The sequence below is a fragment of the Kribbella sp. NPDC051936 genome, from assembly GCF_040680955.1.
GTDB lineage: Bacteria > Actinomycetota > Actinomycetes > Propionibacteriales > Kribbellaceae > Kribbella.
The window spans coordinates 109,240-122,406 of sequence record NZ_JBFAXS010000006.1 but is presented as its reverse complement, the minus strand read 5'-3'; the positions used below and the strand labels follow the sequence as shown (position 1 = coordinate 122,406).

Here is a 13,167-nt window from a genome sequence, read left to right as displayed (position 1 = left end):
CCGCGCCCGCCATCGGGCACAATCCCCCTGCCGAATTGTTAGCACCTGATTTGTACCGCACAAACCAGGCACTTGTCATTCATCGACGCTGCGCATCCTCGGTTACCTTGAGTATTCGCCCGGTTCGAACCGGCCCGTCCGGAATGAATTCGGACCCTGGATTTGCGAAGGCCGTCCGTTGTGCTACGCAACGACCTGCACGGGGATTGCCGAAATCACTCCGGACGGAGCAACGGGAACAGAATCGTCTCCCGGATACCGGTCCCGGTGAGCAACATCACCAAGCGGTCCAGGCCCATCCCCATCCCGCCGGCCGGCGGCATCCCGAATTCCATCGCGCGCAGGAAGTCCTCGTCGAGTTCCATCGCCTCCGGGTCGCCGGCCGCGGCCTGCAACGACTGTGCCTCCAGGCGATCGCGCTGGATCACCGGGTCGTTCAGCTCGGAGTAGGCGACCCCGAGCTCGACCCCGTTGAAGAACAGGTCCCAGGCCTCGACCAGTCCGGGAATTTCCCGGTGCGGCTTCGCCAGCGGCCGCGCCGACTCCGGATAGTCGCGCACAAAGGTGGGCTGGATCAGCGTGTGCTCGCAGAGCTTCTCGAACAAGTCGACCGCGATCTCACCGGCATTCCGGCCGGGCTGCAGCTCGACGTCGTGCTGCTCGGCCAACTTCAGCAGTGTGCGCAGGTCGGTGGTCACGTCGACGCTCTCGCCGACAGCTTCGGACAGCAGCCCGAAAAGCGTCGCGTGCCGGAACGGCTGCTCCACGTCGATGACCGAACCGTCGCGCCCGGTGACCGTCGTCCGACCGATCGCGCGGCCGGCGTTCCGGATCAGCTCCTGGATCAGCTCGGCCATCGTGTCGTAATCGCCGTACGCCTCGTACGCCTCGATCATCGAGAATTCCGCCGAGTGCGTGGAGTCCAGCCCCTCGTTGCGGAACGTCCGGCCGATCTCGTAGACCCGGTCGACGCCGCCGATCATCGCCCGCTTGAGGTCGAGCTCGAGCGCGATCCGCAGCTTCATCTCCTGGTCGAAGGCGTTCAGGTGGGTCGAGAACGGCCGGGCCGCGGCGCCGCCGTTGGTCAGCTGCAGCACCGGCGTCTCGACCTCGACGAAGCCGCGCTCGTCGTACGTCGCGCGCAGCGCCTTGAGGACGGCCGCCTTCGCGCGGACCATCTCGCGCGCCTCGGGCCGCACGATCAGGTCGACGTACCGCATCCGGACACGGGCCTCTTCGCTGAGCGGCTTGTGCTCGTTCGGCAGCGGGCGGAGCGTCTTCGCGGCCATCTGCCACGTGGTCGCCTGCACGGACAACTCACCGCGCCGGCTGGTGATCACCTCGCCCTGGACCGACAGCAGGTCGCCGATGTCGACGAGCTGCTTGAACCGGGCCAGCTCCTCCTCGCCGAGGTCGGCCAGCGACAGCATCACCTGCAGTTCGGTCCCGTCACCCTCGCGGAGCCGGACGAAGCAGAGCTTGCCGGTGTTGCGCAGGAAGATCACCCGGCCGGTCACCGAGACCTGCTGACCGGTCCGCGTGTCGGGCTCCAGGTCCTGCGCGTCGTACGTGGCCCGCAGGTCCTTCAGCAGGTGCGTCCGCGGCACCGAGATCGGGTACGGCGGCACTCCTTCCGCCAGCAGCCGGTCACGCTTCTCCCGGCGGACCCGCATCTGCTCGGGCAGGTCGTCCTGCCCGCTGTCGGGGTTCACCGGGTCCACGTGTGCATCAGTCATGCCCCAAAGGCTAGTGACTGACCGCCTCCAGCTCCGAATCCTTTGTTCCGGCCGTGCTCCGGGCGACGAGGGCGCCGACCACCGCGGCGGCCACCGCGCACGCGAGTCCACAGGTCACGAACGTGCCTCGCGGACCGAGCACCGCACCTGCCAGACCGCCCAGCAGCATCGCGAGAATGCTGAACGACCGGACCGTGCCGTTCAGGGCCGCGATCACCCGGCCGCGGACCGTCTCCGCGGACCTGGTCACCACGAGCGCGTTGGCGGCCGCGTTCAGCAGCCCGCTGCCGACGCCGATCGCAGTGGCGCCGATCATCAGCGTGACGAGGTTCCCGGCCAGTCCCATCAGCACGCTCGACCCGCCGATGGCCGCCATCCCCACAACGACTCCGGCGGCCCTGGACCGGTCACCGTTCAGCCGGCCGCTGTACCAGGCGCCGAGGATCGCCCCGGCGCCGGTCGCCGCGCCCGCCGCGCCGTACAGGGAAGGCCCGAGACCGAGTTCGCCGGTGATCAGGAAGACCTCCACGACGTTGACCGCCTCGCCGGCGACCACGAACAGCCAGATCGCCGGCACCAGAACGCGCAGCAGGTCGTCACCGAAGATCGCGCGCAGGCCGGCCGACACCCCGCCGCCCTCGTCGGCGCTGCCGGGCTCCGGCCGACGACGGGTCTGGACCAGTTGCGCGACGAGCACCAGGACCAGGAAGGTCCCGGCGTCGACGAGCAGGGCGCCACGGGTCCCGGCCCAGCCCACCAGCACACCACCGGCCGCCGAACCCGCGAGCATCGCAACCCCGATCAGGGCCTGACTCGTCCCGGTGGCGCGACCGACGAGATCCTCGCCGACGATCCGCGGGATCAGCGCCCCCCAGGCGGGCCCGGCGACAGCTTGGCCGACCTGCAGCACACAGACCAGCGCCAGCGTGTGGACCAGATCGTGCACGAGGGCCAGCCCGACCCCGGCCACCACCTGCAGCAGCCCTGACCAGACCAGAACCGTCCGCGAGTCGAAGCCGTCCACGATCCGCCCGGCGAACGGGATCATCGCGACGGTCGGTACGGCGAACGCGAGCAGCAGGGCCGTGATCGCGGCCGGGCCGTGACCTTCGGAGACGCGCAGCATCAGCGCGATCAGCGCGATGGAGTCACCCGCGAACGACAGCGCGCGGGCGGGCAGTACGAGCCGGATGTCCCGGTGCGACCAGATCGAGGTCTGAAGTATTTGCTTCATAGTTATGAAGTTAATGCTTCACATTTCCATCCGTCAAGGGGTTCGCTACGCTGACGTCGTGGCCAAGCAGAAGCCCGCGGTGGTGATCACCGATCCGCACGCGATCCGCGCCCTGGCGCACCCCGCGCGGCAGCGGGTCATCGACGAGCTCTACAACGGCCAGGTGCTGACCGCGACCGAGTGCGCCGAGATCGCCGGGCTGACGCCGTCGGCGATGAGCTACCACCTCCGCGCGCTGGAGAAGTGGGGCATCATCGAGCGCGCCGAAGAGACCGCCGACGGCCGCGAGCGGCCGTGGCGGGCCCGGGCGGCGAGCCTGCGGATCGACTCGCAGAGCGGCGGCGCCGGGCGACTGGCGGGCCAGGCGATCATGCGGACCGCCGTGGACGGGGTCCTCGAGCAGTTCGCGGAGATGGCCGAGGACGATCCGTGGGACGACGTCAGCTCGCTGAGCCGCTCCCGGTTGTGGCTCACCCACGAGGAAGCCCAGCGGTTCGGCAAGGAGCTCAACGACCTGGTCGACCGGTACAAGGAGAACCGGACGCAGGCCGATCGTCCGGCCGGTGCGCGCCAGGTCAGCTCGCTGATCGCCGTCGTACCGATCGGGAAGGCCCCGAAGGGCGACTGAACCGTTAGCTGCCTCCGGGCGTATCCAGGAGTACCGTCGAAGCAGAGGGTTATCTCCGCCGGGTGGTCGTCATGCAGTCCTGGGTCCTGTGGTTGATCGTCGCCGCCGTCCTCGGCTCGGCCGAGTTGATGACAGCGACCTTCGACCTGCTCCTGCTCGCGATCGCCGCGCTCGCCGCGGCCGGGATCGGGGCGCTCGGACTCGGCATCGGCTTCCAGGTGCTGGCGTTCACCGTCACCGCCGCCGCGATGGTCACGCTGGTCCGCCCGATCGCGCGCCGGCACCTGACCGGTCACCCGAAGCTGCGCACCGGCGTCGCCGCGCTGATCGGCCGGGAGGCCGTCGTGCTCGCCGCCTGCGACCGGGACGCCGGGCGGGTCCGGATCGGCGGCGAGGAGTGGAGCGCACGCTCCTACGACCCGCACCTGCACATCCCCGCGGGCACCCGGGTCGACGTCTTCGCGATCGAGGGAGCCACCGCCCTCGTGCATCCCCAGGAGGAACCATGGCCGAACTGATCATCGGACTGGTCGCCGCGCTGCTCGCCGTCGTCCTGGTTCTGCGGACGGTACGGATCGTGCCGCAGGCCCGGGCCAGCAACGTCGAGCGCCTCGGCCGGTACCTGCGCACGCTCGAACCCGGGCTGAACATCGTGATCCCGTTCGTCGACCGCCCCCGGCATCTGATCGACCTGCGCGAGCAGGTGGTCTCGTTCGAGCCGCGGTCGGTGATCACCGAGGACAACCTGGTCGTCCACATCGACACGGTGCTGTACTTCCAGGTGACCGATCCGCGCGCGGCGGCGTACGAGATCTTCGACTACATCCAGGCGATCGAGCAGCTCACCGTGACCACGTTGCGCAACGTCATCGGTTCGCTGGACCTGGAGAAGGTGCTGACCTCGCGCGAGCACATCAACTCGACACTGCGCGGCGTCCTCGACGAGGCGTCCGGCAAGTGGGGCATCCGGGTGAATCGGGTCGAGCTGAAGGGCATCGAGCCGCCGGCGTCGATCAAGGAGTCGATGGAGAAGCAGATGCGGGCCGAGCGCGAGAAGCGGGCCGCGATCCTGGCCGCCGAAGGCCAGCGGCAGTCCAAGATCCTCACCGCGGAGGGCGAGCGGCAGGCCGCGATCCTGCGCGCAGAGGGGCAGGCGAAGGCGATCGACACGGTGTTCGAGGCGATCCACCGCAACGACCCGGACCCGAAGCTGCTCGCGTACCAGTACCTGCAGATGCTCCCCGAGCTCGCCAAAGGACCCGGCAACACGTTCTGGGTGATCCCCTCCGAGGTCACGACCGCACTGCAGAACGTCACCAAGGCGTTCAACGGCGAGGTCCCCATGGTGGCGCCGCAGGTGCCGCCCCAGGTGCCGTCGGAAGTGCCGTCGGACAACGGCCACAACCCTGAAATCTCCCGGGGATAGTTGCCCGGTCACCAAATCGGTTGTCCCACGATGTCACTATGGGTGCATGGGGGAACCTCTGCTGATCGCGCAGGCGATCGCCATCCCGTCCGGGGTGGCCGTCCTGGCGTACCTGGTGGTCGGACTTGTCATCGGAGTGGAGAGCATGGGGGTGCCGCTGCCCGGTGAGACCACGCTGATCGCCGCCGCGCTGCTCGCGTCGCAGCAGCACCACCTGAAGATCGAGTTCGTGATCCTGGCCGCGGCGGTGGGCGCGATCGTCGGCGACTCGATCGGCTACTTCATCGGCCGCAAGGCCGGCCGCCGGCTGTTCGAACGGCTCGGCCGCCGCTTCCACCACTTCTCCGAGGACCGGATCGTGCGGGCCGAGAAGTACTTCCACAAGTACGGCGTCTGGACGGTGTTCTTCGGCCGGTTCGTCGCCCTGCTGCGGATCTTCGCGGGCCCGATGGCCGGCATGCTGCGGATGCACTACCCGCGGTTCCTGGCCGCGAACGCCGCCGGCGGCATCGCCTGGGCGACCACGATCGGCCTCGTCGCGTACAAGATCGGCGACAACGCCGACCGGATCTTCGGCCGGGTGTCGGTCGCCGCGCTGATCGCGGTCGGCGTCGCGGTAGTCGTGCTGTACGTCGTCCGCAAGGTCCGCAAGCGCCGCCGGGAGCAGACCGAGGTGCTCGACGTCGCCCCGGCGGTCGAGTCAGCGGACGTGTAGCGCCAGCTGCGGCGTGGTGGTCCCGTCCATCGGCCGACCGAACATCATCGCGCCGGGAATCACGAACCGGTAGACGAAGTCGCCCGGCTGCGCCGCCTTGAACGCCAGCGCCGCCTGGCCGCGACGCATCGGCAGCGCCTTGGAGTCCACCCATCGCCGGGTCTGCCGGTTCCACGCCTGCAGCATCACGATCGTGTTCATGGCCGGCTTCACCGCCACCGACACGGTCACCGTCGAGCCGCGCGCGACCGCGGTGTCGCCGCCGGCGAAACCGGCCGACGCGACCCGGACGACGCTCTTCGTGTACGCCGGCCTGCTCGTCGACGTACCGGTCAGCATCCCGCCCTTGACGTACTCCGGAACGATGATCTTGTACGGGCGGCTGCCGCCGGTCGGCACCGCGATGTCGTAGTACCCGCCGCCCGTCGTCGACCCGCGCGCGGCCGGCGTCCACCGGGCACCGGGCGCCACCTGGGTCAGCACCACGACCGGTACGCCGGCCGGCGTCGCGCGCTTGCTCGTGCACGGCGACTCGAGGTCGCAGCCGACCTGGTGCAGGATGACCCGCCCGCGGATCCGGATCGGCACACTGAACTGGGCCAGCGCCGGGACGGCCGCGTTGATCGAACTGGTCAGCCCGAGCACCTGCCCGCCGGCCCGGGTGCTCCACTCGTTCTGGGTGCGCAACTGGAAGACGTACGGCGGTTTGACGCTCTTGACCACCTGCCGGTTCGAGGTCGTCGCCGGGCCGATCACTTTGAGCATCTGGCCGGGCCGCCCGATCATCGGCACGTACCGCTGGGTCTTCTTGCCTTTCACGTCCAGCGGATCGTTCGGGGTGAAGTCCTGCGGCGCGGCCGGCACCGACCACCTGACCAGGATCCCGCGGCCCTGCGGGGCCACCGCGGCCGCGGTCGGCAGCACCGGCCCGTCGGTGTCGAACACCGGCGACCTGGTCAGATCGCTGGTCACCCCGCCCTGGGACGTCCCGGTCGCCACGGCGATCTTGTAGTTCCCGTCCGGCGGGAACGCCGAGGTCGGGATCTCCCACCGGTTCGGATCGCCGGCCGGGATGTACTTCACGTACGACGGGCTCTCGCTGAGCACGCCCTCGATCGTGATCCGGTTCGGCTGGGCGGCGTCCTTCCAGGTCACCACCACCGCCGGCCGCCCGTTCGGCGCCCAGGCGACGGCGACGTCGGTCGGCGCCGGGTCCGAGGCGCAAGCCGTCAGCGAGACGGCCCCGGCCACCATCGCCAGCGCCACGGCGAGCACCCGCCGCATTCCGCCCATCCCTCGTCTCCTCACGACCGACCGGGTGAACCATACCCAGTCCCAGGTGCCCTTTCCCCAGGACCGTTGCCGGATCGGTACCCCCCATTTACCGTGAGGTAGAGGTCGGGCGGCGAGGTGGCGGCGCGCAGCAGGCGTCAGCTCGCCGCCCGACCTCTAAGCCACTGAGGGGGAACCACGATGGCATTCATCGAGACGCCGAGCGATCCGGAGCTGTTCGAGGCGAACCGGGCGCCGGCGGGGCACGTGCCCAACTACGTCCACGCGTTCGCGGCGCGGCCCGCGGTCTACGAGGCCTGGAAACAGCTCAACGGCGCGATCAAGGAGTCCATGGACCTGCGCCGCTACGAGCTCGCCACGCTGGCCGCCGCGACCGCGCTGAAGTCGAGCTACTGCAGCCTCGCGCACGGGCAGGTGCTGGCCGACAAGTTCTACACCGCCGAGGAAGTCGTGGCGCTGCTGGACGAGCCGCCGAACGACCCGGTCGACCGCGCGGTGATGGCGTTCGCGCGGAAGGTCGCGCTCGCCGCCGACACGGTCACGCAGGCCGATGTCGACGAGCTGCGAACGCTCGGCCTGTCCGACGCCGACGTGCTCGACGTCGTCCTGGCCGCCGCGGCGCGGTCCTTCTTCTCCAAGACTCTCGACGCCACCGGCACCCAGCCGGACTCGGCGTTCAACGGCCTGCCCGACACGCTGCGTGCGGCGCTGACGGTCGGCCGCCCGATCTACTCGGGCTGATTGTCCGGCGCGCCGCCGAGGTGGTACCCGGTCGTGGCACCGGCGTACATCAGGTGCGTCACCAGGCCTTGCGCGGCATGCGGGAGGTTGTGGCAGTGGTCCATCCAGATCCCCGGGTTGTCGGCCACGAAGGCGACCTCGTAGGTCTCCTTGTCCTCGACGTTGAGGGAGTCCGTCCACCACGGACTCCCGGTCGCGCGCACCCCGTCACGACTCAGGACGACGACGTGATGGCCGTGCAGGTGCATGGGATGGACCTGACCGGAGGTGTTCGCGATCGTCATCCGGACCACGTCGCCCTCGCTGACCACGAACATCGGCACGTCCGGGAACTGGTGCCCGTTGATCGTCCACCACAGCCCGGGCTTGCCGTCGAAGAACCCGATCCGCCGGCCGATGTCGTACCGGAACGAGCGGGTGGCCTTCGCCGGATCGAACCCGAGCGGTCGCGCCGATCCGTAGCTCAGCAGGTCGACCCGCTCGCGCGGCTCGGTCCCGGCCGGTGCGTCGCCGTCCCCGATCACCAGCGTCGTCGGTCCTCCGCCGAGGCCGATCCGGACCGCCTTCGACGTCGGCACCTCGAGGTCGATCCGGCCGCCCGCCGTGACGAGCACCGACTTCCCGCTCACCTCGGTCGGTCCGTTCACGTCGGTCCCGTCGACCGCGACCAGCTTGTACGGCGCGCCGTCGACCCAGACCGCCAGCGGCCCGTTGTCGGTGTTGATCAGCCGGACGCGTGTGATCGGGCCCGGCGCCTTCACGCGCCGTTCGCCGTACTCGCCGTTGACCGTGCGGACCTTGTCGTAGGTGTGGACCGCGGCGACCACGTCTGTCGGCGCCGGCTGTACGACCAGGACACCGTACAGGCCCTTCCGCACCTGCTCGTGCGACACCTGGTGTGAGTGGTACCAGTACGTGCCGGCGTCCTTCGCGACGAAGCGGTACACGAACGACTGGCCGGGTCCGACGGCGTCCTGCGTGACACCCGCGACACCGTCCTCGGCGTTCGGTACGTCGACACCGTGCCAGTGCAGGGTGATGCCGTCGGCAACGTTCTCGTTGCGCAGCGTGACCTGCACCAGATCGCCCTGGTTCGCGACGATCCGGGGACCGGGCGACGTGTGGTTCAGCGTGTACCCGTCCATGGACCCGCGACCTGGGATGTCGAAGCGCTCCTGGCGCGCCACCAGATCCACCACGACGTCGGGCCTCTGGTCCACGGGACCCGTCAGCTGACGAACGTCCGTGCCGTGATGGTCGTGCGCGGTCGCCGGGCCGCCGCCGTAGTCGGCGTACCCCATCGCCATCGGCGACAGGTCGTTCGGGACCAGGCTCCGCTGCCAGAAGAACCCGAGCGGCGCGAGCACGACGATCGTCGCGACGATCGCGATCAGCGCACGACGAGCCGGCCGCCGCAGGGTCACGGCCGCCGCCCGTCAGTTGCCAACGGCATCTACGGCGTGGTCTCGGTGGTCGTGGCCGGAGCCTCGGCGGCCACCGGGGCCGGTCCGGCCGCGCGCCGCGAGGCCATCGCCGCGACCGCGAGCAGGGCGAACGCGTTCAGCCCGTGCAGCGCGCCGATCACCGGTGCGCCGAAGGAGGCCGCGGCCAGCCCGAACTGCAACGCGACCAGGCCGAAGACGTAGAGCGCCCACCGGACGCCGCCGTCGACCTTCGCGAAGAACGAGACGATCAGCAACAGGATCGCGAGCAACGGGATCACCGCGCTGCCGACGATGGTGTGGATCATGTGCCCCGCGTTGGCGTCGGAGTCCTTCGTGAACACCAGGCCGTCGTCGACGTCCTTGATGACCGTGAACCACGCGAGGGCGATCGCCATCGCCTGGACCACCACACCGATCGCCACGAGCCCGGCCAAGGCACGGTAAACAGACCTCATACTTCCCCCATCCCCCTGAACTCACCCTGGGCTCATAGTGAGCCAGGTCACGTCAAGGGCACAAGAGGTTGTCCGGGTCAGCCGTGGTTGCGGGCGAAGGCCTGATACAGGCCGCGCAGGGTCAGCAACGGTTCGTCGCGGACCGGCGTCCCGAGCTGGCCGGCGAGCAGCGGCGCGAGTGCACCGGTGAGGACGACCGGGAGGTCTTCGTCGAGAGACTGCTCGGTCCGGATCCGCGCGACCAGGCCGTCGACCAGCGCGGCGAAACCGTGGATCGCGCCGGACTGCAGGGCCTCCACGGTGTTCTTCGCGACCACCGAGCGCGGCCGGACCAGCTCGACGCGGCGCAGCTGCGCGGCCGCCTCGCCGAGCGCGTCGGTCGCGGTTTCGATGCCCGGGGCAATCACTCCGCCGACGAAGGCGCCGGCCGGGTTGACCACGTCGATCGTGATCGCCGTACCGACGTCGACGACCAGGCAGGGCGCGCCGTACAGCGTCACCGCCGCCAGCGCGTTCGCGATCCGGTCCGTGCCGACCTCGCGCGGGTTGTCCACCAGCACCGGCAGCCCGGTCTTCACGCCGGGCTCGACGACGATGCTGGGCACCCCCTGGTAGTAGCGCGCCACGACGTCGCGTAGTTCGTGCAACACGTGCGGTACGGCGGAGGACACGGCGATCCCGGACACCGGCGACTCACCCGTGAGCAGGCCCTGCAGCAGCACGGCCCACTCGTCCGCCGTCCGCCGCGGATCGGTCCCGACCCACCAGTGCCGCTTGACCGTGCCCTCGAACACCAGGCCGACCAGCGTCCTGGTGTTCTCCACGGCCACGGCCAGCAGCATCAGGACTCCTTCAGGTCCAACGCGATGTCGAGCACCGGGGCGGAGTGCGTCAGCGCGCCGATCGCGAGATAGTCGACGCCGGTCTCGGCGACCGCGCGCGCCTTGTCCAGCGTCAGCCCGCCGGACGCCTCGAGCTTCGACCGGCCGGCCACCTTCTCGACCGCCTCCCGCAGCAGCGGGACGTCCATGTTGTCCAGCAGGATCAGCTCGGCGCCGGACTCGACCGCGATCAGGGCGTCCTCGACCGAGTCCACCTCGACCTCGATCGAGATCTCCGGGTACGCCTTGCGCACCAGCCGGAACGCCTCCGCGACGCCGCCGGCCGCGATCACGTGGTTGTCCTTGATCAGCGCGGCGTCGGACAGGCCCATCCGGTGGTTCTTCCCGCCGCCGCAGCGGACGGCGTACTTCTCCAGGGACCTCAGCAGCGGCATCGTCTTGCGGGTGTCGCGGATCACCGCGCCGGTGCCGTCGACCTCGTCCACCCAGCGCCGGGTCAGCGTCGCGACGCCGCTCAGGTGGCAGAGCAGGTTCAGCGTGGTGCGCTCGGCCGTGAGCAGCTGCCGGGTCTTGCCACGCACCGTCATGAGCACGTCACCGCGCCGTACCGAGGCACCGTCGCGGACCGTGAACTCGAGCTCGATCTCGTCCGGCGCGGCGACCTGACGCAGCACCAGCTCCGCGATCTCCAGGCCGGCCACCACACCGTCGGCACGGGCGACCAGCTCGGCGACCGAGACCTGATCCGGGTCGACCGTGGCGGTGGTCGTCACGTCGACGCCCCCGGCCAGGTCCTCCTCGATGGTGGCCCGCACGAGGTCACCGACCCACTGGCGGTCGACTGTCTCATCCATGCCGGTCATTCTCCTCGGATTCGCGCGGAACAAACGTGGTCCGCGGCACAGCCTGCTCGGCCACCGCCGGCAGGGTCAGGTCCAGGCTTCCGGACCAGTGCAGATCATCGCGGTCCGGGTGGTCCTCCCGCCAGTGCGCGCCGCGGCTTTCTTCGCGCGCGGTCGCGGCGGCGATCAGGGCGGAGGCGACCGTCACCAGGTTCGTCGCCTCCCAGCCCGGGGTCCCGGGCTCGCCGGCCGGCTGCTCGATCAGTTTGCCGATCACCGCACCCGCCTCCGAGAGGCCGGCCGCGCTCCGGATCACGCCGGCGCCGACGGTCATCGCCCGCTGCACCTCGGGGACGGCGTCCGCATCGACGAGCCCCGCCGTACGGCGGTCCACGACCGGCTCGCGCCGCGGGGGCAGGCCGTCGGCGAGGTGCGCGGCGATCCGGCGGGCGAAGACGAGCCCTTCGAGCAACGAGTTCGAGGCCAGCCGGTTGGCGCCGTGGACGCCGGTGCACGCGACCTCACCGCACGCGTACAGGCCGGGCACCGAGGTCCGGCCGTTCAGGTCGGTCCACACGCCGCCGGACGAGTAGTGGCAGGCGGGCGCGACCGGGATCAGTTCGCGGACCGGGTCGATACCGTGCGACCGGCAGGACGCGAGGATGGTCGGGAACCGCACCCGCCACTTCTCGTCGCCGAAGTGCCGGGCGTCCAGGTACACATGGTCCTTGCCGGTGGCAAGCATCTGGCGCATAATCGCCTTCGCCACGATGTCGCGCGGCGCGAGGTCGGCGAGCTCGTGCCGGCCCTGCATGAACCGCTTGCCGGCGTGGTCGACGAGAAACGCGCCTTCACCGCGGACCGCCTCGGAAACCAACGGCTGCTGGCCTTTCGCGCTCTTGCCCAGCCAGAGCACGGTCGGGTGGAACTGCACGAACTCCAGGTCCCGCACCTTCGCGCCGGCCCGCAGCGCGAGTGCCATGCCGTCGCCGGTGGACACGCTCGGATTGGTCGTTGCCGCGTACAACTGCCCGAGTCCGCCGGAGGCGAGGATCACCACCCTGGTCCGGATCGCGCCGACACCGTCGAGCTGGCCTTCGCCCATCACGTGCAACGTGACGCCGGCGATCGCGCCGTCGGCCGCGGTCAGCAGGTCGAGGACGAGGGCGTGCTCGATCAGCCGGATGTCCTTGGCGCGCTTGACCGCGGCGACCAGGGCGCGCTCGATCTCGGCGCCGGTCGCGTCGCCGCCGGCGTGCGCGATCCGGTTGCGGTGGTGGCCGCCCTCGCGACCGAGCGAGATCTCGCCGTCGGCCATCGTGTCGAAGCGCGCGCCCAGCTCGATCAGGTCGCGGACGGCGTCCGGTCCCTCGGTGACGAGCACCCGGACGGCCTCCGGGTCGCTCAGCCCGGCGCCCGCCACGAGCGTGTCCTGCAGGTGCTCCTCGGGTGAGTCCTCCGGGTCGAGGGCGGCGGCGATGCCGCCCTGCGCCCACTGCGTGGAGCCGGAGGCGACGACGTCCTTCGTCACCACCAGTACGGAGCCCAGCTCGCGGGCCTTGAGCGCGGCGGTCAGTCCGGCGACCCCGGACCCGATCACCACCACGTCGACGGTGTCGGTCCAGCCAGGTTCCGGCGCGGCCAGCCGTTGCGGAACAGCGGGTCCCGTCACGGGGCCTCCCGCCCTGGACTGAGGAGCGCAGGGAGCCCGGTCCTGGGGCCTCCCGGTCTGGACTGAGGAGCGGAGGGAGCGAAGCGACCGGAGCGACGAGGGAAGACCGGGAGTTCCAGCCCCAGGGCCCGTCGCGAC

General features: G+C 70.3%; 13 protein-coding genes. 5 read left to right on the top strand and 8 right to left on the bottom strand.

The window, feature by feature from the left end; all coding sequences use genetic code 11:
* Positions 1-215 precede the first annotated feature (215 nt).
* Both lysS and AB0L64_RS21645 read right to left on the bottom strand, forming a co-directional pair.
* Complete coding sequence (lysS, locus tag AB0L64_RS21650; protein WP_363712588.1) at positions 216-1,736, bottom strand: lysine--tRNA ligase; 1,521 nt, start codon at positions 1,734-1,736, stop codon at positions 216-218.
* Positions 1,737-1,746: 10 nt separating this feature from the next.
* A complete protein-coding gene (locus AB0L64_RS21645; RefSeq protein WP_363712586.1) occupies positions 1,747-2,970 on the bottom strand; it encodes an MFS transporter in 1,224 nt (407 codons plus the stop codon).
* A 58-nt stretch (positions 2,971-3,028) separates the two neighbouring features.
* Between AB0L64_RS21645 and AB0L64_RS21640 the strand changes: the two genes are divergently transcribed.
* The 4 genes from AB0L64_RS21640 (at position 3,029) to AB0L64_RS21625 (ending at position 5,739) form a co-directional block, all read left to right on the top strand.
* Positions 3,029-3,598, top strand: coding sequence for a winged helix-turn-helix domain-containing protein (locus AB0L64_RS21640; RefSeq protein WP_363712584.1), 570 nt, complete (start codon positions 3,029-3,031; stop codon positions 3,596-3,598).
* 71 nt (positions 3,599-3,669) lie between these two features.
* A complete protein-coding gene (locus AB0L64_RS21635) occupies positions 3,670-4,116 on the top strand; it encodes an NfeD family protein (RefSeq protein WP_359931971.1) in 447 nt (148 codons plus the stop codon).
* Entirely contained in the window at positions 4,104-5,024 is a 921-nt protein-coding gene (locus AB0L64_RS21630) for an SPFH domain-containing protein (protein WP_363712582.1), read from the top strand. The genes AB0L64_RS21635 and AB0L64_RS21630 overlap by 13 nt, the downstream gene beginning before the upstream one ends.
* Positions 5,025-5,070: 46 nt before the next feature.
* On the top strand, positions 5,071-5,739 hold the full coding sequence (locus tag AB0L64_RS21625; protein ID WP_363712580.1) for a DedA family protein: 669 nt from the start codon (positions 5,071-5,073) through the stop codon (positions 5,737-5,739).
* On the opposite strand, the gene AB0L64_RS21620 is transcribed toward AB0L64_RS21625, so the two are convergent.
* Positions 5,725-7,032 carry a hypothetical protein gene (locus AB0L64_RS21620; protein WP_363712578.1) on the bottom strand — a complete coding sequence of 436 codons (1,308 nt, stop codon included), beginning with the start codon at positions 7,030-7,032 and terminating at the stop codon, positions 5,725-5,727. The genes AB0L64_RS21625 and AB0L64_RS21620 overlap by 15 nt on opposite strands.
* Before the next feature lie 180 nt (positions 7,033-7,212).
* Between AB0L64_RS21620 and AB0L64_RS21615 the strand changes: the two genes are divergently transcribed.
* Complete coding sequence (locus AB0L64_RS21615) at positions 7,213-7,773, top strand: carboxymuconolactone decarboxylase family protein (RefSeq protein ID WP_363712576.1); 561 nt, start codon at positions 7,213-7,215, stop codon at positions 7,771-7,773.
* On the opposite strand, the gene AB0L64_RS21610 is transcribed toward AB0L64_RS21615, so the two are convergent.
* The 5 genes from AB0L64_RS21610 to AB0L64_RS21590 form a co-directional block, all read right to left on the bottom strand.
* Positions 7,761-9,197 carry a multicopper oxidase family protein gene (locus AB0L64_RS21610; RefSeq protein ID WP_363712574.1) on the bottom strand — a complete coding sequence of 479 codons (1,437 nt, stop codon included), beginning with the start codon at positions 9,195-9,197 and terminating at the stop codon, positions 7,761-7,763. The two genes, AB0L64_RS21615 and AB0L64_RS21610, sit on opposite strands and share 13 nt — an antisense overlap.
* A 29-nt stretch (positions 9,198-9,226) precedes the next feature.
* The gene (locus AB0L64_RS21605; protein ID WP_363712572.1) at positions 9,227-9,673 is read right to left on the bottom strand and encodes a DUF6220 domain-containing protein; all 447 of its coding nucleotides are present in this window, start codon (positions 9,671-9,673) and stop codon (positions 9,227-9,229) included.
* A gap of 77 nt (positions 9,674-9,750) precedes the next feature.
* Positions 9,751-10,515 (bottom strand): type III pantothenate kinase, encoded by a 765-nt coding sequence (locus tag AB0L64_RS21600; RefSeq protein WP_363712570.1) that lies wholly within the window; start codon positions 10,513-10,515, stop codon positions 9,751-9,753.
* Positions 10,515-11,369, bottom strand: coding sequence for a carboxylating nicotinate-nucleotide diphosphorylase (nadC, locus tag AB0L64_RS21595; protein ID WP_363712569.1), 855 nt, complete (start codon positions 11,367-11,369; stop codon positions 10,515-10,517). Before nadC ends, AB0L64_RS21600 begins: the two co-directional genes overlap by 1 nt.
* A complete protein-coding gene (locus AB0L64_RS21590; protein WP_363712567.1) occupies positions 11,362-13,029 on the bottom strand; it encodes an L-aspartate oxidase in 1,668 nt (555 codons plus the stop codon). Before AB0L64_RS21590 ends, nadC begins: the two co-directional genes overlap by 8 nt.
* Between the last annotated feature and the right edge of the window lie 138 nt (positions 13,030-13,167).

Coding starts and splice junctions, on each gene's coding strand:
- lysS (WP_363712588.1), bottom strand. CDS start 1,736: ATGACTGATGCACACGTGGACCCGGTGAACCCCGACAGCGGGCAGGAC.
- AB0L64_RS21645 (WP_363712586.1), bottom strand. CDS start 2,970: ATGAAGCAAATACTTCAGACCTCGATCTGGTCGCACCGGGACATCCGG.
- AB0L64_RS21635 (WP_359931971.1), top strand. CDS start 3,670: ATGCAGTCCTGGGTCCTGTGGTTGATCGTCGCCGCCGTCCTCGGCTCG.
- AB0L64_RS21630 (WP_363712582.1), top strand. CDS start 4,104: ATGGCCGAACTGATCATCGGACTGGTCGCCGCGCTGCTCGCCGTCGTC.
- AB0L64_RS21625 (WP_363712580.1), top strand. CDS start 5,071: ATGGGGGAACCTCTGCTGATCGCGCAGGCGATCGCCATCCCGTCCGGG.
- AB0L64_RS21620 (WP_363712578.1), bottom strand. CDS start 7,032: ATGGGCGGAATGCGGCGGGTGCTCGCCGTGGCGCTGGCGATGGTGGCC.
- AB0L64_RS21615 (WP_363712576.1), top strand. CDS start 7,213: ATGGCATTCATCGAGACGCCGAGCGATCCGGAGCTGTTCGAGGCGAAC.
- AB0L64_RS21605 (WP_363712572.1), bottom strand. CDS start 9,673: ATGAGGTCTGTTTACCGTGCCTTGGCCGGGCTCGTGGCGATCGGTGTG.
- AB0L64_RS21600 (WP_363712570.1), bottom strand. CDS start 10,515: ATGCTGCTGGCCGTGGCCGTGGAGAACACCAGGACGCTGGTCGGCCTG.
- nadC (WP_363712569.1), bottom strand. CDS start 11,369: ATGGATGAGACAGTCGACCGCCAGTGGGTCGGTGACCTCGTGCGGGCC.